General features: G+C 40.9%; 14 protein-coding genes. 1 reads left to right on the forward strand and 13 read right to left on the reverse strand.

Annotated features, from left to right (window positions below; translation table 11 throughout):
• Positions 1-34: 34 nt before the first annotated feature.
• Positions 35-2,299, forward strand: a complete 2,265-nt coding sequence (locus tag AACZ88_RS16245; RefSeq protein WP_339712308.1) for an acyl-CoA dehydrogenase — start codon at positions 35-37, stop codon at positions 2,297-2,299.
• On the opposite strand, the gene AACZ88_RS16250 is transcribed toward AACZ88_RS16245, so the two are convergent.
• The 13 genes from AACZ88_RS16250 to AACZ88_RS16310 form a co-directional block, all read right to left on the reverse strand.
• Positions 2,289-3,350 carry a dipeptide epimerase gene (locus AACZ88_RS16250; protein ID WP_339712311.1) on the reverse strand — a complete coding sequence of 354 codons (1,062 nt, stop codon included), beginning with the start codon at positions 3,348-3,350 and terminating at the stop codon, positions 2,289-2,291. The two genes, AACZ88_RS16245 and AACZ88_RS16250, sit on opposite strands and share 11 nt — an antisense overlap.
• Positions 3,350-4,150, reverse strand: a complete 801-nt coding sequence (locus tag AACZ88_RS16255) for a creatininase family protein (protein ID WP_339712313.1) — start codon at positions 4,148-4,150, stop codon at positions 3,350-3,352. The genes AACZ88_RS16250 and AACZ88_RS16255 overlap by 1 nt, the downstream gene beginning before the upstream one ends.
• Before the next feature lie 105 nt (positions 4,151-4,255).
• Positions 4,256-5,767 (reverse strand): hypothetical protein, encoded by a 1,512-nt coding sequence (locus tag AACZ88_RS16260; protein ID WP_339712315.1) that lies wholly within the window; start codon positions 5,765-5,767, stop codon positions 4,256-4,258.
• On the reverse strand, positions 5,764-6,840 hold the full coding sequence (locus AACZ88_RS16265; protein ID WP_339712318.1) for a DUF1611 domain-containing protein: 1,077 nt from the start codon (positions 6,838-6,840) through the stop codon (positions 5,764-5,766). Before AACZ88_RS16265 ends, AACZ88_RS16260 begins: the two co-directional genes overlap by 4 nt.
• A gap of 4 nt (positions 6,841-6,844) precedes the next feature.
• Entirely contained in the window at positions 6,845-7,906 is a 1,062-nt protein-coding gene (locus AACZ88_RS16270; protein ID WP_339712321.1) for a pyridoxal-phosphate dependent enzyme, read from the reverse strand.
• A gap of 268 nt (positions 7,907-8,174) precedes the next feature.
• On the reverse strand, positions 8,175-8,996 hold the full coding sequence (locus AACZ88_RS16275) for a DUF2807 domain-containing protein (protein ID WP_339712324.1): 822 nt from the start codon (positions 8,994-8,996) through the stop codon (positions 8,175-8,177).
• Positions 8,997-9,156: 160 nt separating this feature from the next.
• A complete protein-coding gene (locus AACZ88_RS16280) occupies positions 9,157-10,968 on the reverse strand; it encodes a cbb3-type cytochrome c oxidase subunit I (RefSeq protein WP_339712326.1) in 1,812 nt (603 codons plus the stop codon).
• Between the two features lie 41 nt (positions 10,969-11,009).
• On the reverse strand, positions 11,010-12,068 hold the full coding sequence (locus AACZ88_RS16285) for a cytochrome c oxidase subunit II (protein ID WP_339712329.1): 1,059 nt from the start codon (positions 12,066-12,068) through the stop codon (positions 11,010-11,012).
• A gap of 34 nt (positions 12,069-12,102) precedes the next feature.
• The gene (locus AACZ88_RS16290; protein ID WP_339712333.1) at positions 12,103-13,428 is read right to left on the reverse strand and encodes a quinol:cytochrome C oxidoreductase; all 1,326 of its coding nucleotides are present in this window, start codon (positions 13,426-13,428) and stop codon (positions 12,103-12,105) included.
• Between the two features lie 24 nt (positions 13,429-13,452).
• Positions 13,453-14,007, reverse strand: a complete 555-nt coding sequence (locus AACZ88_RS16295) for a cytochrome c (protein WP_339712335.1) — start codon at positions 14,005-14,007, stop codon at positions 13,453-13,455.
• A gap of 2 nt (positions 14,008-14,009) precedes the next feature.
• Entirely contained in the window at positions 14,010-14,540 is a 531-nt protein-coding gene (locus AACZ88_RS16300) for a DUF3341 domain-containing protein (RefSeq protein ID WP_339712337.1), read from the reverse strand.
• Positions 14,541-14,542: 2 nt separating this feature from the next.
• Positions 14,543-16,288, reverse strand: coding sequence for an NrfD/PsrC family molybdoenzyme membrane anchor subunit (nrfD, locus tag AACZ88_RS16305; protein WP_339712340.1), 1,746 nt, complete (start codon positions 16,286-16,288; stop codon positions 14,543-14,545).
• A gap of 35 nt (positions 16,289-16,323) precedes the next feature.
• Entirely contained in the window at positions 16,324-19,482 is a 3,159-nt protein-coding gene (locus AACZ88_RS16310) for a TAT-variant-translocated molybdopterin oxidoreductase (protein ID WP_339712342.1), read from the reverse strand.
• Positions 19,483-19,511 lie beyond the last annotated feature (29 nt).

The following is a 19,511-nucleotide window of genomic DNA, read 5'->3' on the forward strand; positions in this document are numbered from 1 at the left end:
TAAAACAAATGCAATTAATTCGTAAATTCAGCCTATGCAAAAGACAACATATTCCTCCGGTATATTACAATATATTCCCTTTTTCTATGTGATTTGGTCTGATGACCTTTTATCCGTTTCTGAAATCGAAGTTGTAAAAAAAGCATTCGATACTGATGAATCACTTAGCGATTCGGATAAAAAAACAATGCTTGAGTGGTTAAAAAGAGACCATCCGCCTGCCAATTCAGAATTGAAAAACTGGAAACATGTTATTTCGAATTCAGGGGTAAAACTTATTGAAAGTGACACCTTCCCCCTTTCCTCTTTTAGTCAAAAAATGGTGTGCAGTTATTTGGAAAAGTGCCCTTTTAATGACCAACTAAAACATATCGAAATAAATTTGGGCATACAGCCCAACCATTACAATCACCTATTCGAGGTAGCGGTAGTGCACGAAAAAACCTCTCATTATTATAATGCTTCCGAATTGGATGGCATCCTAAAAGGAGAACATGCCGAACACCTCGATAGTTTTCGCCAGTTTCTGGCAGATCCGAGTTTTACCTGGGAAATAAAAAGAAACAAAGAAGAGTTTAGGCAAAAGGTTCTTCGGCAGGTTCAATTTTTAGGAAAAAAGGGATATGGGGCAATGGCCTACCCGACAGCCTATGGTGGAATTAATAATATGCCGGCCTACGCCCATATTTTTGAAAATCTGATGTATGTCGATGGCAGTCTCACCATAAAATTCGGGGTGCAGGTGGGCCTTTTTGGAGGAAGTATTCAAAAGCTAGGAACCAAAAAACATCACGACCTGTATCTGCAAGATGCCGGCACCGCCAAATTGCTCGGATGCTTTGCCATGACAGAAACCAGACATGGTTCGAATGTACGTGGCATTCGTACAACGGCGACTTACATTAAAGAAACCGATCAAATTGTTATTCATACTCCTGGAAAAAACGACAATAAAGAATATATAGGCAATGCGCTTCACGCTAAAATGGCAACGGTCTTTGCCCAGTTGATCGTAGAGGGCAAAAATGAGGGCGTACATGCCGTTCTCGTACCTCTTCGAAATGAAAATCACGAACTTTTGCCTGGAATCATGGTGGAAGACAACGGTTACAAATTGGGCCTAAATGGTGTAGACAATGGCAAGATATGGTTCGATCAAGTTTCCGTGCCTCGGGAAAACCTACTTAATAAATACGGTGATATTGATGCGAATGGCACCTATTTTTCAGAAATAAAAAATGCGAACAAACGCTTTTTTACCATGTTAGGCACTTTGGTCGGGGGGCGTATCTGTGTAGCCCGCGCCGGATTGGGAGGAGCCAAAATGGCCTTGACCATTGCCGTCAAATATGCATTGGGACGGCGACAATTCAACGATAGCATTAAAGTTCAGGAAGACCTTATCATGGACTATCCAAGCCATCAACTTCGCTTGACACCAAAGGTAGCCGAGTGCTATATATATAGTGTCACGCTAGATCATATTATGCAGACTTATGCCGCCGACACCTCAAACGACAAACGGAAAATCGAAACACAAGTTGCCGGACTCAAATCAATCGTCACTTGGTTTGCGAACGATACGATTCAAGAATGTAGGGAAGCCTGTGGCGGCAAAGGATATCTTATTGAGAATAGAATTGCGGACCTCAAGGGGGATGTAGACATTTTCACCACCTTTGAGGGAGATAACACCGTTCTACTACAGCTAGCCGCCAAGGGTATTTTATCAGACTTTAATTCGGAATTCAACAGCCCCGGATTTGCCTCAGTGCTAAAATTGGTGGGGTCGCAAATTAGTGACAAACTCACGACTATCAACCCAGTATATTCCAACAAAATTGATAAAGAACATTTGTTCAATACCAAGTTTCACAGACATGCCTTTCAATATCGCACAAGAAGACTGACTTATACATTAGCCATGCGTATTCGCAGTTATATAAAAAAGGGAATGCCTTCGTACCAAGCATTTCTGAAGGTACAAGATCATTTACTGGCCTTGGGCAGGGCATATAGCCACGAATTGGCCTATCATACCTTTGTACAATTCACCGAAAACATTTCCGATGAAAAGAATCGACTCTTATTTGAAAAACTGGGAACCCTATATGCGCTCAACCAAATTAAGGAAAATGCTTCTTGGTTTCTCGAACAAGGCTATATTGGAAGTACAAAATCAAAAGCAATTCGGCAACGTGTAGAGCGATTATGTTCTGAATTGCGCCCGCATATTGAAGTATTGGTCGAAGGTTACGGAATTCCGGAGCATTGTATGACCGCACCTATCACAAATTGATGTTTCCTAAACCAGGACTGTCGGTTGGGTACAAAATTCCTTTTTTTAGATGGAACAAGTCGCTAAATGGATCGTTCAACATGTCTAAATGGCCGTCTAAATCGGCAAATTGAATATTCGGTCTTGACAACGCAAAATGCAGTCCGGCGGAAATTCCTAAACGACACTCGTCAATACAACCGACCATTGCCTCTAAATTTGCCGATTTTGCTACAGAATTTACATGCAGCCCTTCTACAATGCCGCCAACTTTCATAATTTTAATATTCACCATATCGATACGCTGGTGTTGCGCCAAACGAAATGCATCGGCCAAGGTTTTTATACTCTCATCTGCCATTACAGGCAGACCTACATTTTTAGTAACTGCCCCAAGACTTTTTTCCTCCCCGATTTTTGTCGGCTGCTCGAATATTTCGATTCCAACTTCATTCGTAGCCTCAACAAAAGAAATCGATTCTTCTACAGAGTACCCTTGATTACCATCGAACCGAAGAATAATTTCAGGAAAATTTTCACGTAGCAACCTCATTTTCCCAATATCTTCTTCGAGGTTAAGCCCGCCTTTAACCTTTAAAATAAAAAAACCTCGTCTGACAAACTCTTTCGCTTGTTCGAGCGTCTCCTTACTTGATAAGATGCCTATAGTAACACTCGTAGGAACACTACTTCGAAAACCGCCCAAAAATTGATATAACGGAACATCCGCCTTTCTCGAAATCAAATCAAACAAAGCCATATCGATCATGGCCAATGTCGAGGCATATCCCTTTAACAGCTGTTTTAACTCCTCAATGATGCTAATATAGGTAAAGGGATTTTTACCCTTCAAAAAAGGAATAATCGTGTTTTGAATGGCCAGTTCAACCTGATCGGCGGTTTCACCTGTGACGACTTTATCAGGTGCGGCACAACCATAGCCCACAATTAGATTTTCCGATTCGAGTTTAAGTATGAAGTTGACCGACTTTGATACCGTTTCATAAGCAATAGTATACGGTGTCGACAATTGAATATCAAAACGCTCATATGATACCTTGGTAATTCTCATCAATATCTCTTCTGGTAAAGTTCTTCCAAAGGTGTATTTTTTATCGACTCGACGAACCTGACCATATGATGGATCATCAGCTCCCACATTTTTCGTCCTTTTTCAGCACTTGCCTTGGTGGCGTCGCCCATCACCCCACTCTCTGAAATTTTATTTGTTTGAACGTACCAATTTACCCCGCGTTCATTGTCATAATCAAGAAATTTGCTACCAAACTGTATCGTTTCATTGACGGCCTTATCCATTTGCACCAAATCGGGTCGTAAAGCCAGGGCAGTGCTCGTTTCTATTTCACCTGCATGAATATCGTTAGGCGTATCGATAAGACCATACAAATCAACATCGCTGGTCTCACCGGTATCTACGCAAACAAAAATCTTGGCATCTCGGTTGATCATTTGAGCTGCATAAGTCAATGTCGGTTCGTTATCGCCATGCCCATTTAAAATGATGATTTTCTTAATCCCATTTTTGGCAAGGCTCATACCCAGATCATATACAAATTTCGAGAGTGCATCATTGGTTACACTCAACGTGCCTTTAAAATCGTCATGATGGTACGAAACCCCAAAAGGAATAGTGGGCAGCACCAAGGGTTTTGGATCCTCGCAAGCCTCAGCCACTTTAAAGGCCATATATTTTGCATCAAAATAATCAATATCAACAGGTAAATGCGGACCGTGTTGCTCTATGGCGCCACAAGGTAAAATGGCAGTATCTACGGTTTTAAGATAGGCCTCAATCTCGGGCCATGTCATCTGTTCCCAAAGGAAGCTTCCTTTCTTATATGGTTCTTTCATACTTCAAATATTTGTTAATTGGAAAAAAGCTGACAAGATGAACTCGGGAATACGTTATATTTATTTCAAATGGCCCGATGCCCATAGTGCAAAAAATATATGCTATCATTCCCCTTTATCCAAAAAATAGACCGGCTCAAGAACTTCATCTTCGATTATAAAGGTATGCCATTTTCGATCTAGAAGTCGTACGGCACCGTCACTATATTTTGATAGGATTGTAAACAACGGTTTCCGAATATGTTTTGGCAAGTCTGACAATAGGCTCCTTTCATTATCAAAACGCAATTTTACGATTTCAGGGTGCGGTTTGCCAATTTTCGAGGTATGCTCATTTCTTTCAATAAGTTTTTTTTGCAATAAAAGGTCATAGAGGTGAGCTGCGTCGCTTCCTATTTGTTTTACCTTCTGTTGGCCCAAGGCCTTAAGTCCGTTTTCGATTTGATTATCGGAGTACCCGCAACGCTTTGGGTCTTCATCCAAGGCTTTTAGCATACCGACAATTCTGCGACATTTCTCACATTTGCCGCAAGGAAGCATACGACCTTCTTCTTCATGGGCGGCATGGCAAGAAACCTGATGCCGTTGCAGATCGGGGTAGCGTTTTACCAGCACTTTAAGGATAAGGAGTTCCGATAGGCTTCTTAAAATCGAATATTGATAGATGTTCCATCCTTTTTTTTGGTAGTATCGCGTCAATGCATTGTCAAAATATTTACTTTGATCGTAGAGTCCGTTATAATGACTAATGCCGTTATGGTTTCCTTTTACCGTGGTATCATATTCATTGCCAATAAGAATATTCGCGATGCCTTTTTTTCGGGCAACCGGTAGTACACCGAAAAGGAAAACGGCAACCGTCCATAACCGGATGGGGTAAATATCGGCCCGTATGTTCTGAAAATTTTCCTTTATAAATGGCATTTGCTTTAGCATCCAATTAAAAATTCGATCGCTATTACACCAAGGTTTTACGGTATTAGGTTCTATTTTCTCAAAGTGGTCATAGGCGTTAATGGCGGTAAACCAATGTCTTCCCGACTCATTAATAAATATAGGATGCGGCTCCCCTATTTCCTTTATAATTCCGTAAGTGAGCAAACTGTCTTTCCCCCCGCTACTGAGAATGGCATACTTATTTATATCTAAAGCCACTTTGTTATTACCCACCCTTAAATTCCCAAAACGGGAATTTATAAAGTTTAAATCGGCTGCCGTATACCGTGCTAATTTTTCCGGCGAAAGACTATCAAAAGGAGGTTTTAAAAATTCATTTTTTACCAAAAACTTGTTTACCGTAATTTCACGCGAGGTATTCTCGATCATGTCTAGAAGGAAACGCTTATCGGCTGCATCGAAAAGTCCATCGAAGATGATGGTCTTAAAAAAGAGCCCATAATTAAGGGCCACCTGTGCCACCATCATGGAAGCCAAATTGGCATCTTCGGCACAACTTTTATCGAAATAGGCGTCTTTATAAGAATAAATAAGTTCATTGCTCACCGTCTCCCCATCATTTTTCACTATCGTATAGGTAGCCTTGACCCGTTTTGGTTCAATAATAATTTGATGAACTTTTAATTCATTAAAAACAACTAATGCGCGAATGTCGTTCATTTTATTTTGGACTTCAATAGGTCAATCAATTCATCAGGTCCATGGGCCAACACGTCAAAAGTAGGCAAACCAGTTTCGGTGGTCAATGCCTCACAAGCCGATACTATTTCTTCCGGTTCCATGAGTTCGTGATTCAAAGTTATAGCAATCACCTCTTTTCCCGAGATAACCTGAATAGCATGTATCTGTTCTTTTATAGAATGTAATTTATAACCAGGAAAACCATCGTATTCCAGCCTTTTCGGTGCATGCTGCAAAACAACGTAGTCTGGTCTACCGGCAGCTAAAATCTCAAAACCTCCAGGATAAGCGGGATTCATTAAACTACCCTGACCTTCAATAACTACTACATCAGGATTTTCATTGCGCCACGCGCTAACTACGGCATGTTCAATCTCTCCGGAAACAAAGTCGTTGATACAACTATCCATGACCATGCTGTACTTTGCCCCTTGCATCCAAGCCGTCTGTCCCGTTCCAATCATTTCGGCCTTTATCCCCTTATTGCGAAAACCATGTACCAACAACCAGGCCGTTGTACGTTTACCTATAGCGGAGTCGGTACCTAACACGGCTAGCTTAAGACACGATACTTCTTCAATATCACCCGTAAAAAAATGGAGCATATCGCGATCCGGCGTTTTGCGTATATCTCGTACGCGACAACCATTAACCTCGGCAAGTCGCATCAAGTCTTTATCATTGGTCAAAAAGTCATGCAGGCCACTGTCAACATTCCATCCCATTTCCAGTGCCTTTTTAATAGTAATCTTGGCTTGCACAGGCAATCTACCACCATCTGGCGCAAGACCCATAACGAGCGATTTGGGTACCTTGTTTAAATCGGTAAGTTTTTTAGTGGCCTCACCGATGCTTTTGAATATTGGAATACCATTAGTTTTTCCATCAAGTACTTTTCCTGCATCTTGACCTACGTAGTTACTATCGATAACACCAACTATATCGTAGCGCTCCGTAAAACGAACGAGGCCATGAGCCGTTTTTCCATTAGGGGTATTGAAAGCCTGTTCGCAATACACCAAGGCCCTACCATCTATAGATTCTTCTTTCATAACACTAATATTTCGCAGTTAAAACCGAAACATAGCGATCCGGTTCAAAATTAAACTTTTCATCCATTTCCAATAAGGCAATAAGTCCGGCCGTAGCTGCCGGCAGAATACGTAGTCCCTCCTTTTTAAGTAAAAAACCACTCATTTCCTTCATTTTCTTATCACTAATATTATATGCACTACCCTCTGACTGTATGAGTGCGTATAGCGCTTCCTCTCCATCAAAGCTATGCCAGTTCACCAAAGGTTCATTGTACTTGGTTTCTTTAGCGGCTTGCGGGTCCAAATCTTTACAATAGTCCAAGCCTTGAATAAAAGACTGTACAATCGGATTCTTTCGAGAAGAAGAGGCGGCTATCATTTTAGGAATTCGAGATGTCTTTCCTCTCTTATACATACTCACAAAGCCTCGGTAAATACCCGCAAACAATGTTCCGTTAGAAACAGGGGCCGCACAATATTTGGGGGCATCACCCAACTCTTCGATTATTTCAAAGGCAATTTGTGAATAGGCTGAAATCTGTAACGGGGTATTTGCACCACCCGGGTTGGCATCGTACCAATCGTTCTCTTGTGCCAATGCACTGCTTTTGTGAACTACATCTTCATAGCTACCAGGCAACTGGATAATTTCAGCACCTAGCGATTTCATCTCTTCGAAACGATCGGTCTGATACGAATCGGGTATATAAATTTTACATTTGATACCCGCTAGGTTAGCGGCCAACGCCACCGCGACCCCATAATTACCGCAGGTGGCGAGAGAGGTTACTTCATATTTTCTTCGAAGGGCATCGTACATTTGGGCAAATGCTATTCGATCTTTTTGCGTGCCTGTAGGATTGTCGCCCTCATACTTAATGTAAAGTTGTCGAATATCAAATTCCCGCTCCAAGGTTTTTGCCCTGTTGAGCGCGGTATCCCCAACCTCTAGGTTGATGATATCTTCATAACACTCAAGCCTATCGATTAGCGATTTACTTTCATCTTTAACGAAATCGGCCAACTTTTCAGTTTCAGCGGAAACCTTATTATCGGAAGTCTTTACGCCATCACGAAGATTCATATAACACAAACATTTTGCATATAATCCATAGTTTTTAAAAGCCACCAATAAATTAACTTGTCATCAGTAGAATATTTAGAAAAGTGTCCCATTTTACAGCAGAAAAACCATTCTGAATACTTTATTAAAATAAGTTAGAATTGTTGATTAATCCTAATACTATTTTAGGGGAGCGGTTAATAATTCTAAAAAACAAAATGCCATTCAGAACTAAGTAATCTTCTTTCTTGTCTCTAATGTGACACTATTCCTAAAGGTCTAATTTCATTTATTTTTCCTTGTGAAGTTCAGAGGTGTCAAGAAAGTCAAGAATAGTTATTTTGGCCCTTCCGTATAGATACGCCTTCGATGAACCACTAGAAGAAAGTTCAAAAGTTTCGAGGGCATTAACTATAGCAGTAGATGAATCATTTGAGTTCAACGTTACGTTCTTGGCTTCAAATCTTTCGGCTTTCAAGTTGGCACTCTCTAAAAGGTTTATCATAAAAGTATTGGTGGTGCCCTCCATTTTCAAAGTAGCATTCTTGTACATTTTAATCGTATTGGCCTCACTGACCGAATAGACTTGAACATCGATCCGATCTTTCAAAACAATATTAAGCGAATCACTGTCAAGGTTAAAATCACCAGAGCTATTATCTTCCATATTGATATTGATAAACGGGGCATTCGCCGAGAGTTCCAATTTCGAGCTTCCGAAGGTATTAACATTCAACTCATCGGACTTAATCACATCATTCATACGAATACGACCATCATTCATGGTTATAGCATTCAATTCAAAATAATTAATTGTAATATCCAGTTTCTTTTTCGAAGTAATCTTGTAATATGAACTTATCATCAAAGTGTTGTCTTGCACTTCAAATTTCAGCACATCAATCAAGTTATCGTCAGCAGTAATCTCATACCCTTCTTGAGATGATTTTTGAAGCGCTATTTCAAGATCATCATTTAACTCAATACTATTGAACGGTGGAAGATTTTCTACAATCTCAACGACATTTTTATTCCCCTTGATTTTCGGCTTTCGTTGGGAAAAAGCCTGAAAGCAAAAAATTATGGCACACAAAACGATTAAATTTTTCATAGTATAATTCGTATTATTCCCACCTCAAGGTATCAATGAATAAATCACAATCATTGGCACGTAGAACACCTACGATCTCATTGAATGGCTACAACTAAATATATCAAAAAAAATGCCCAACTTATATAGCTGGGCATTTTTTATTTGTTTGAGCAAGAGTTTAATGTTGCAACTCTTCTTCATCGTCTAGCAATGGCACCGTTTGCGGCACAAAATCTTGTCCGGGAATAATATACTCTCCTTTATCATCAACTTTACTGTAATCGTAAGCCCATCTGTGAACATGTGGTATTTCACCATACCAGTTGCCATGAACGGGCTCTAATGGTGTTGTCCATTCTAAAGTATTTGCTTTCCATGGATTTTGAACCCCTCGCTTTCCGTAGAAAATACTAACAATGAAGTTATAGGCAAAAATCAACTGTGCTCCCGCCGTGATAAGCGCAAAAACCGTCATTAATACTTGTATGTCCGTCAAATCATCGAACATTGGAAAATTGGTATTCTCGTAATACCGTCTTGGCACCCCGGCCATACCCACAAAGTGCATAGGGAAAAAGATTCCGTAAGACCCTACTGCTGTAATCCAAAAATGTACGTACCCTAAGTTTTTACTCATCATTCGGCCATGGAACATTTTAGGGAACCAATGATAAATACCTGCAAACATACCATATAGTGCAGATATACCCATTACCAAATGGAAGTGAGCTACAACAAAATAGGTGTCATGAACATTAATATCCAAAGTACTATCTCCTAAGATTATACCCGTCAAACCTCCTGATATAAAAGTAGATACCATACCTATCGAAAATAGCATTCCAGGATTCAACTGCAAATTACCTTTCCATAAGGTAGTAATCCAGTTAAAGGCTTTTACCGCAGATGGTATGGCAATCAACAACGTAGTAAAGGTGAATACCGAACCTAAAAACGGATTCATTCCTGAAATGAACATGTGATGCCCCCAAACGATAGTCGAAAGAAAAGCAATCGCCAAAATAGACGCAATCATTGCACGGTAACCGAAGATGGGTTTACGGGCGTTCACTGCCATTACTTCCGATACAATACCCATTGCTGGCAGAATAACGATATATACTTCTGGGTGGCCCAAGAACCAGAATAAGTGCTCATATAGCACTGGTGAACCGCCTTGATAATGTAAGACCTCACCTTGAATGAAAATATCAGACAGAAAAAATGACGTTCCAAAACTTCGATCCATAAGTAATAAAAGACCCGCAGATAGTAATACGGGAAATGATATTACTCCGATTATTGCCGTTACAAAGAAAGCCCAAATCGTCAATGGCAAACGTGTCATTGACATCCCCTTGGTTCTTAGATTCAATACGGTGACAATGTAATTCAGAGACCCCAATAGCGAAGATGCAATAAATATAGTCATTGACACTAACCAAAGGGTCATACCCAAACCAGATCCGGGTTGAGCCATTGGAAGGGCACTTAAGGGCGGATAAACCGTCCAACCAGCTGCTGCGGGGCCCGCCTCAAGAAACAATGAGGCAATCATAACCACAGAAGAGATAAAAAACATCCAATATGACAACATATTCAAAAAGCCGGAAGCCATATCACGTGCTCCAATCTGCAATGGAATCAAAAGATTACTGAACGTACCACTCAAACCTTGAGTCAATACAAAAAATACCATTAGCGTACCGTGTATCGTAACCAATGCCAAGTAAACATCAGCATCCATAACACCGTCAGGAGCCCATTTACCCAATAAAGCCTCGAAAACAGGAAAGGATTCCCCTGGCCACGCCAACTGCATTCTGAACAGCAATGACATTGCTATACCTATAACACCCATAATCAAACCAGTAATCAAATACTGTTTTGATATCATCTTATGGTCTTGACTAAATATATATTTAGTTACAAAGGTCTCCTTATGATGATGCCCATGATCTTCAACTTGTTCGTGTGCTGTGGCAGACATAATCTATTTATTTTTTTTACTATTGTTCTTTAAATCTTTGTTTATTGTGCTGAAGCCATGGTCTTACCGAAAGTCTGTTGACTTTTGATCCACTCTTCATACTCTTCCTGTGTTTCGACAATAATCTTCATTTGCATATTGTAATGTGATTTACCACATATTTTATTACACAACAAAATATAATCAAACTCCCATGGATCAGAATTTGGCTCTCCATTTGCAGCCCTTTCTGTTCGTATCTTGTTAACGCGCTCTACTTTATCAACCACATCTGCATTTAACCGCATTTCTTCGGTGGTTTTATTAGGAGTGAAAGAGAACTCGGTAATCATACCGGGCACACAGTTCATTTGAGCCCTAAAATGGGGCATATAGGCTGAATGCAAAACATCTTGAGAGCGCATTTTAAAATTGACCTTACGCCCTACGGGAAGATGTAGCTCTTTTACAATAACATCATCAGAAGCATATGTATCGGATTCATCAAGCCCTAAGACATTGGCCTTGTCGATATCGATCATTCTAACATTCGCCATACCCAGCACATTATCGTCACCGGCATATCTAGCAGTCCAACTGAACTGTTGCGCATATAGTTCAACGATTAATGGATCATCTTCATCGTTAACATCCATAATGGTAGTCCAAGTGTAAAGTCCCCATAAAATCAAACCGGCCAAAGTGATAACAGGTATAATCGTCCAAATAAATTCCAAGCGATCATTATCGGCATAAAACAAAGCCTTTTTCCCTTTCTCTCCGCGGTATTTAAACCCAAAATAATGCAATAAAGTCTGCGTCAAGGCCTGCACAGTAAAGATAATGATATAGGAAACCAGCTCCAATTTATCATAGTCGGCCCCATGTTCGGAAGCCGCTTCGGGCAACAACATTTTCCCATATTTCCAAAAGCTGAAAATTGTTATTCCATAGATGAATATAAGAAAGACAAACAGCAGATAACCGTTGTACTTGTTGTCTTCATCATTTGCAACTTCGGATGTTTGTGTACTAAGCTGAGAAAATTCAAATATCTTGGTCATTTGCCAAATAGCAATTGCCACTAGAATCAAAACAGCTAAAGTTAATATTGTAGTCATCGTATATCTTTAGATATTATACCTTAAAAAACAATTAATAATGAAAATGCCTGCTCTCTTCGATAAACGGGTTACGCTTAGGCTGAAGTGGTGCTGTAGACAATGCCCTGAAAACCCAGAAAATAAAGAATCCGGCAAAGAACAGTATCGAACCTATCTCAGGAATACCAATAAACCATTGGTCACCTACGGTAGCTGGCATTATCATATTAAATATATCCAAATAGTGCCCGGATAGAATTACAATACCGGCAAGTATAACAAACCAATTGATTCGTTTATAATCACTATTCATCAACAACAGAATCGGAAAAATAAAGTTCATGGCTATCATGCCAAAGAAGGGCAAGTTATAATCTTCAATTCGCGTTATAAAATAAGTAACCTCTTCTGGTATATTGGCGTACCATATAAGCATGAACTGAGCAAACCAAAGGTAGGTCCAAAAAATACTGATACCGAACATAAACTTGGCCAAATCGTGAACGTGACTATCATTCACATCTTCCAAATAGCCTTTCGATTTCAAATAAATAGTAATCATCGCTATCACCGTAATCCCCGACACGAACATACTTGCGAACACATACCACCCGAATAAGGTACTAAACCAGTGCGGATCGACACTCATAATCCAATCCCAAGACATCATTGACTCTGAAATAAGATAAAAGACTAAAAAGGCCGCTGATATTCTAAAATTCAACTTGAAGTTAGCGTTATCATTTGATTCATCTTGTCGTAACGAAAGTTTTCTTGAATACTCCCGGTATAAAATCCAACCCCCTAAAAAGACAGCTGCACGAATCAAAAAGAAAGTTGGGTTCAAATACCCGGCTTTACCTTGTAAAAGTTTATCATGTGCAACAACATCAGCATCCATCCAAACAAATAAATGGTTCATGTGCATTACGGAAAGCACCAGAATTACAAATACAACGATACCCCCTGGCACTACATATGCGGTTATTCCTTCCATCACCCGAAACAGCAATGGCGACCATCCTGCCTGTGCTGCGCGCTGTATGGCATAAAAGGCCAACACCCCCAACGCAATCATAAAAAAGAAAAACGCGGCTACATAGAGAGCTGCCCAAGGTCTGTTTTGAAGTTGATGTAACAAATGTTCATCATGCGAGGCATCATGCTCCTCACCATGCGCAACCGCACCATGACTTTCGACAGCATGACCAACTTCTTCTCCATGAGATTCACCATGACCACCACTATGACTTGCTACTATCGCCTTTGCCTCCTCCACTGTACCAGGAGCCGACAAAAAACCGGTCACAATACATAGCGCACCCACTATCATCAAAATAAAGGAGCCAATTTTTAATCTATTTGAAAACGTGTACATATCTATGTTCTATGTATTATTTTGTTATAAGTCTTCTTTCAATTTCATTACATATTCGGAAACCTGCCACATTTCCTTGGTGTCCAATTGTGCGGCGTAAGACCCCATGGAGTTCAAACCATATTGAATGGTGTGATACGTAGTTCCTACTGTGATATTCCTAGCTACATCACTGTAGTTAGGTACCCCTAGAATCTTTTCCCTTTTCACCAATGTTCCTTGCCCATCACCTTTATCACCATGACAAATTGCGCAATAAATGGTATACAATTGGGCACCGTTGGCCAAATTCTCATCCATTTGAAGTGAATCTAAAGGACTGGTCAGCAATCTGGCCTGTTCTTTTCCTTCAGGGGTATTTTCAATACCGTACGGCATCCAACCTCGAGGGATGGTATTTTCTGCAGGTAACATTGCCTCTTGCCCATTGGGTAAAAAATCAACTTCACCATATGTTTCATAACCCACAGGCTCATACATATTCGGAAAATACTGATAATTCGGACTTCTATCCTTTTTACAGGAAGCAACTAAGAGAACCAACCCTAATACAATTCCTAATTTGCTAAAACTGTTCATATTCAATGACTGTTTTTTTCTGATATATTAATCTCCACAGCTCCTGTATTACGCAACAAATCCCACAATTCGTTTTCATTGTCATGTATTTCAACCTCCATAACGAAGTGATCGTCGGTAGTTCGTACATCTGGATTTTCAGCTTCTTTGAACGGCCACAACCTACTTCTCAAATAGAAAGTAATAACCATTAAATGCGCAGCAAAAAACACCGTAAGCTCAAACATAATAGGCACAAAAGCCGGCATGTTCTCTATATAACTAAAACTTGGTTTACCACCGATATCTTGAGGCCAATCTTCAATCATGATATAGTTCATCATAACCGTTGCCACCGTCAAACCCAAACAACCATAAATAAAGGAAGTAATGGCAATTCGTGTCGGAGCCAACCCCATAGCCTTATCAAGACCGTGAACGGGGAACGGGCAATACACCTCTTCGATGTGGTGTTTGGCCGCCTTCACCTTTTTGACCGCATGCATAAGCACATCGTCATCATCGTAATATGCGTGTATAACTTTAGATGCCATATCTATTTTTTGTTGTTTAATTTTTCTGCCTGTCCTGCCCAATCGTCCCTTTGCGCCCTACCGGGGAAAGAACCCGTAATAGAATCAAGTAAATCGTACTCCTTTTCAGTCATTCTACTTACCTGGGCAAAAGTGTATATACCAATTTCATTCAAGGTCTCCTCCATTTTAGGTCCGATCCCTTTAACTCTTTTCAGATCATCGGCAGTCTCTTTTGACGCATCGAAAACACCAATGGCCCCCAACAATGCCGAAACTTCTTCTTTCTTTTCACCGAGATCAGCTTCTGGTTTTTTTACTACCACCTTTTCAACAACCGGTTTCGATCGGTCATCTGCCATGATATTGATTTGATAAAGCGGTTTTCCAGCGTCCCTCAGATTCTTGTACCTCTCACCTGAAGATTTTAAAATAGATTTCACTTCGGCCTGAGCAATAACCGGGAAAGTCCGTGCATATAGTAAGAACAATACAAAGAAGAACCCTATAGTACCTACAAAAATTCCAATATCAACAAAAGTCGGGGAGAACATCGTCCATGAAGACGGAAGGTAATCCCTATGTAAAGAAGTTACGATAATCACAAAACGCTCAAACCACATTCCTATATTTACCACAATAGAGATAAAGAAAGAGAACATAATACTGGTACGCAATTTTTTGAACCACATAAACTGTGGTGAGAAAACGTTACAAGTCATCATTGACCAATATGCCCACCAATAAGGACCTGTAGCCCTGTTTAAAAATGCATACTGTTCGTATTCGACGCCGGAATACCAAGCCATAAAAAGCTCCGTAATATATGCGCAACCTACAATCGAACCTGTAAGCATTATTACAATATTCATCAATTCGATGTGCTGTACAGTAATATAAGCCTCAAGATGACACACCTTACGCATGATAATCAATAGTGTGTTCACCATGGCAAAGCCAGAGAAAATTGCACCTGCCACAAAGTAAGGAGGGAATATTGTCGTATGCCATCCGGGGATTACCGAAGTAGCAAAGTCAAACGATACAATAGTATGTACCGAAAGTACCAGTGGCGTAGCTAACCCTGCCAATACCAAAGACACCTCTTCAAACCGCTGCCAATCTTTGGCCCGACCTGTCCAACCGAAACTCAACAGACTGTATATTTTTTTCTGAAAAGGCTTCACGGCCCGATCTCGAATCATGGCAAAATCAGGCAACAATCCTGTCCACCAGAAAACCAATGAAACCGAGAGGTATGTAGAGATAGCGAATACATCCCACAAAAGCGGGGAGTTAAAGTTTACCCATAAAGAGCCGAATTGATTCGGGATAGGTAGCACCCAATACCCCAACCATGGTCGACCCATGTGTATGATTGGAAAAAGTCCCGCCTGTACCACCGAAAATATGGTCATTGCCTCAGCAGAACGGTTTATAGCCATTCTCCACTTTTGACGGAAAAGTAATAATACGGCTGATATCAAAGTACCGGCATGACCGATACCTACCCACCAAACAAAGTTGGTAATATCCCAGGCCCAGCCTACGGTTTTGTTCAACCCCCAAGTACCGATTCCCGTAGAAATGGTATAAAGAATACAACCAACCCCCCAAAGAAAGGCCGCCAAGGAAATAGAGAAGACGATCCACCAATGTTTATTGGCTCTTCCTTCTACCGGAGCTGCTATATCGACTGATACATCGTGATAGCCTTTGTCTCCAACAACCAAGGGTTTTCGTATAGGTGCTTCGTAATGCGACGCCATAGATTTCTATTATAGTTACTTGCTTAATTTTATGATTATGCTTCGTTGGTATTTCTAACCTTAACGTGATAGAATACATTTGGTTTCGTACCAATATGCTCTAAGAGGTGGTACATTCTGTTACTATGGCTTAATTCAGCCACCTGACTATCTTTGTCATTGACATCTCCAAAGACCATGGCCCCACTGCTACATGCCGCAGAACACGCTGTTTGAAACTCCCCATCCTTGATAACACGACCATCACGCTTAGCGTCTAAAATGGTCTTTTGGGTCATTTGGATACACATGGAACATTTTTCCATTACACCCCTAGACCGAACATTGACATCAGGATTAATAACCATTTTCCCTAAATCATTGTTCATGTGATAATCAAACTCCTCATTATTATTATAAAGGAACCAATTGAATCGTCGTACTTTATACGGACAGTTGTTTGCACAGTATCTAGTACCCACACATCGATTATAGGCCATATGATTTTGACCCTGTCTACTATGCGATGTTGCAGCTACAGGACAAACCGTTTCACACGGTGCATGATTACAATGCTGACACATTACCGGCTGAAATGCTACCTGCGGATTGGCCGCTGGATGCTCCAACTCACCAAACCCACCTAACGAACCCTTTTCGCCTGAAAGTCCATCAAATTCATCTTTCTTGATATTATCCTCTTCAAAAGTATCCTCTGAAGAATAATACCTATCAATACGCAGCCAATGCATATCTCGAGAACGCCTTACCTCTTCTTTTCCAACAACAGGTACATTATTTTCTGCATGACAAGCAATTACACAAGCACCACAACCGGTACAAGCGTTCAAATCAATCGACAAATTAAAATGATGACCTATAGAACGATCAAAGCTATCCCACAAATCGACACTTGCCGCAGGAACTTCCTGATGGTTCAAAGAGACCTGCGGAACAATATTCCATTCAGCGTGGTCTTTTGTATTAAATATCTCTAAACTTGTTTCCTTAATGATATCGCCCCTCCCCATCAGGGTTTTATGCAATTGAACACACGCAAATTCGTGCATACCACTTGCTTTCTCCAAAGTAACGGATTGGACCTTATTAAAATTCTGATATAAAGGATAGGCATTGACACCGGTCTGCATTTCAGACTTCATACCTACCTTCTTCCCATACCCAAAAGACAAGCCAACTGAACCAGGTGCTTGACCAGGCTGAACAATAACTGGAACATTATTTAGCTCTACCCCATTAACCGTAAGCTTCGCATAACTACCATCCATACCACCATTGGCAACATGCTCGTTCACGAGGCCCAATTTCTCAGCATCTGACTTGGAAACAGTCACATAGTTATCCCATGAAACACGGGTAATAGGATCTGGAAACTCTTGCAACCAAGGATTACTCGCCTGCTGTCCATCACCCATACCAACTTTTGAGTACAATGTAAGCTCCATACCTCCACCACTGGTGGCACCTGCCAAACTTCTTACCGCGGAAGCAATAGGAACAACGGCAGCCTCAGCAACCGAATCACCGCCAGACTCCACTTCTTCTTTATCAGACTGCACACCTCCATTTACCGGATCAGACTCCGCAGTCTCTAACGAACCTAAGGAAGCCACAAAAACACCATCATGCAGCGCCTTGTTCCAATCAGAACCATTCAGTACACCAGCACTCCATGTTTCTTTTATGTAATCGTAATACGTTTTTTCACTGCCAGTCCACAACAACAACGCACTTTGAAACTGCCTTGTATCGAACAGCTCCCGAATGGTAGGTTGCGCCAGACTAAAATGTCCTTTTTTGATTTCAACATCCCCCCAAGACTCAAGGTAATGATTCGCTGCAGCGGTATATTGAGTAACTTCAGTAGTTTCATTCCAATTGGTAGCAAAAGCCACCGAAAAATCAACTTTAGAAAGACCTTCCGCAAAATCGGCAGCATTAGGCAATGAATACATTGGGTTTACCCCATCCATTATCAATGCCCCCACTTTACCAGCCTTCATATCAGCAATCAAAGCGTTCACACCAGCATTACTTCCTTGTCTTACATATCGGGGAGCTTGGGCATCAAAAGCTCTACTTCCCAACATTTCATCATTTATAGCCAATGAAACTGCCTGCGCATTAACATCATCAATACCCGTAACAACAACAGCTGCAGATTTATTTTTTCGAATAAGTGCTGCTACATTTTCAATTTCTCGTTGCGCATATTCGGGTAGCTCGCCAGACACATTTGTACCATTCAATTTTGCATAGAGTTGAGCCAAAGCAATTTTCTGCTGCATAGGAGTCAACGGAACTCGCTTATCCGCATTCGCCCCGGTCAATGACATATTCGCTTCAAACTGCACATGCCTAGACATTTTACCGTTTTTAGGAATACGCCCTTTGGCATAACCACTATCATAGCCGCCCCCTTGCCAATCAGAAAGGAAGTCGGCACCAAAAGAGACTATTATTTCGGCATTTTCAAAATCATAATCAGCCAAAGCCCGCTCACCATATCTATTCTCAAATGCTGTTAACGCAGCATCTTCAGAAATAGCGTCATAAACTACATGGTTCACATTCCCGTAAGCCTCTTTAAACTCCCGCAACAATCTTGTAGTTGAAGGACTTGCATAAGTCTGTGTCAAAACAGCGATTTGCCCGCCGGAACCCTTCAAAGCATTCAACTTTGATTTGGCGGCAGCATCCAAAGCAGACCATTCAACCGGCTCTCCATTTGCCAAAGGCCCCTGAACACGTGTGCTGTCGTATAACGACAACACTGATGCCTGTACCCGAGCGTTAGCTCCACCTGCGATTTTGGCATCGGTATTGTTCTCAACCTTAATCGGCCTACCCTCTCGGGTCTTAATCAAGATGCTTGCAAAATCGAATCCATCGGCTATTGTGGTAGCATAATAATTAGCTACACCAGGAATAATATTCTCAGGCTGCACCACATAAGGTATGGATTTAATCACAGGCCCCTCACAGGCCGCCACCGTAGCAGCCGCTGTACTGAAACCCACATATTTAAGAAAATCTCTTCTATTGGTACTGGTGGCAGACAAATTTTCTTTATCGCCTAAAAACTCGTCAACGGGTATATCCTCAACAAATTCATTCTGTCTTAGCGCCTCAACAATGGAATCGTTAGGATTTAACTCCACCTCGTTTTTCCAATATTTCTTGTTTGATGCCATACTTATCTATAGGTATTTAGCTACTTTTC

It is taken from the genome of uncultured Kriegella sp., assembly GCF_963975415.1.
GTDB lineage: Bacteria > Bacteroidota > Bacteroidia > Flavobacteriales > Flavobacteriaceae > Kriegella.

Bases quoted from the DNA above. Each gene is read 5' to 3' on its own strand.
- AACZ88_RS16275 (WP_339712324.1), bottom strand. From the start codon at position 8,996: ATGAAAAATTTAATCGTTTTGTGTGCCATAATTTTTTGCTTTCAGGCT.
- AACZ88_RS16265 (WP_339712318.1), bottom strand. From the start codon at position 6,840: ATGAAAGAAGAATCTATAGATGGTAGGGCCTTGGTGTATTGCGAACAG.
- AACZ88_RS16245 (WP_339712308.1), top strand. From the start codon at position 35: ATGCAAAAGACAACATATTCCTCCGGTATATTACAATATATTCCCTTT.
- AACZ88_RS16255 (WP_339712313.1), bottom strand. From the start codon at position 4,150: ATGAAAGAACCATATAAGAAAGGAAGCTTCCTTTGGGAACAGATGACA.
- AACZ88_RS16270 (WP_339712321.1), bottom strand. From the start codon at position 7,906: ATGAATCTTCGTGATGGCGTAAAGACTTCCGATAATAAGGTTTCCGCT.
- nrfD (WP_339712340.1), bottom strand. From the start codon at position 16,288: ATGGCGTCGCATTACGAAGCACCTATACGAAAACCCTTGGTTGTTGGA.
- AACZ88_RS16310 (WP_339712342.1), bottom strand. From the start codon at position 19,482: ATGGCATCAAACAAGAAATATTGGAAAAACGAGGTGGAGTTAAATCCT.
- AACZ88_RS16290 (WP_339712333.1), bottom strand. From the start codon at position 13,428: ATGTACACGTTTTCAAATAGATTAAAAATTGGCTCCTTTATTTTGATG.
- AACZ88_RS16295 (WP_339712335.1), bottom strand. From the start codon at position 14,007: ATGAACAGTTTTAGCAAATTAGGAATTGTATTAGGGTTGGTTCTCTTA.
- AACZ88_RS16250 (WP_339712311.1), bottom strand. From the start codon at position 3,350: ATGAGAATTACCAAGGTATCATATGAGCGTTTTGATATTCAATTGTCG.
- AACZ88_RS16285 (WP_339712329.1), bottom strand. From the start codon at position 12,068: ATGACTACAATATTAACTTTAGCTGTTTTGATTCTAGTGGCAATTGCT.
- AACZ88_RS16260 (WP_339712315.1), bottom strand. From the start codon at position 5,767: ATGAACGACATTCGCGCATTAGTTGTTTTTAATGAATTAAAAGTTCAT.
- AACZ88_RS16300 (WP_339712337.1), bottom strand. From the start codon at position 14,540: ATGGCATCTAAAGTTATACACGCATATTACGATGATGACGATGTGCTT.
- AACZ88_RS16280 (WP_339712326.1), bottom strand. From the start codon at position 10,968: ATGTCTGCCACAGCACACGAACAAGTTGAAGATCATGGGCATCATCAT.